Genomic DNA, 1,081 nt, shown 5'->3' with positions numbered 1-1,081 from the left:
ACTTAAATTATAATTTATATATTTTTATACAAATTTACAAATCCGTTACATTAAGCATTAGACTTATTTCTCAATATATATTATATATGTTTTTTACTTACTTTTGTATCAAAAAGATAACAAAAAAATAATTCTTCTTCTAACTGTAATCTCTGTTTTTCCAAAGAATTTATATATGGATTTTTGCTGTTATTTGAAACAGGGTTAGTTGTATCAATTGTTGATGAATTTTTATGTTGACCTTCTTTAGATGTATTTTTTAAATTTTGATTGGCATTCCAAATACTATTATTTTGTATTAATGATATTTTCACACAAATCCCTCCAACTATTATAATATATCATCTCTTGTACTTTATCCTGTGTTATAACAATTAATCTCGCTACCAATCCTATATTTAATCAGGTATTCCAAATTATAGTCCTTATAAGAAATACTTAATACTGTTAAATCTATGTTAATAAATAAATAGTGTTAAATCCATATCACCATACTATGATGATTAAACTTAACACTTACTATTTATATTTTTAATAAAATTGTTTTTACTTCATTGTTTTAAATTCATATCCTTCACTTTGTAACCATTCTATAACTTGAGGTAAAGCTTCTGCTGTAGTTCCCTTTCCATAAGTGTCATGCATAAGTATTACTGCTTTTTCTTGTCCTGTTACAGTTTTTTTAACTCTTTCTACAAGTTCTTGTGGAGTTCTTTTCTTTCCTTCAGCATCACCACTTAATGCATTCCAATCTATACTATCCATATCTAATTCAGCAAACTTTGCATCAAGAGCTGGTAAACTTGGATCCTTATAATGTTTTCTTGACATATATCCACCAGGCATTCTTATTACTCTAGTGTTAAAATCATCACCTAATATCTTCTTTATACTAGCATTAGTTTGGTTAATTTCTTGAAAAAAAGATTCTACATTAACACTGTTTCCTGGATATATTTTCTTGTAATCATGTGTATAGCTATGATTTCCTATAGCATGTCCCTCATCATATATCCTCTTTACTAAATCTTTATGCTTTTCATTATCAACTGCATTACCAACTAAAAAGAAAGTAGCCTTT

2 protein-coding genes are annotated in these 1,081 nt (G+C 26.6%); both read right to left on the bottom strand.

Going from position 1 to position 1,081, the window contains the following annotated elements:
- Positions 1-80: 80 nt before the first annotated feature.
- The gene (locus BM119_RS19520; RefSeq protein WP_090043349.1) at positions 81-314 is read right to left on the bottom strand and encodes a hypothetical protein; all 234 of its coding nucleotides are present in this window, start codon (positions 312-314) and stop codon (positions 81-83) included.
- A 232-nt stretch (positions 315-546) separates the two neighbouring features.
- Positions 547-1,081 (bottom strand): polysaccharide deacetylase family protein (locus BM119_RS19515; RefSeq protein WP_143087371.1); only part of this gene is annotated, 535 nt, incomplete at its 5' end.

This window comes from Clostridium frigidicarnis (assembly GCF_900111985.1).
GTDB lineage: Bacteria > Bacillota > Clostridia > Clostridiales > Clostridiaceae > Clostridium_Z > Clostridium_Z frigidicarnis.
This window is presented reverse-complemented; position numbering and strand designations above follow the sequence as displayed.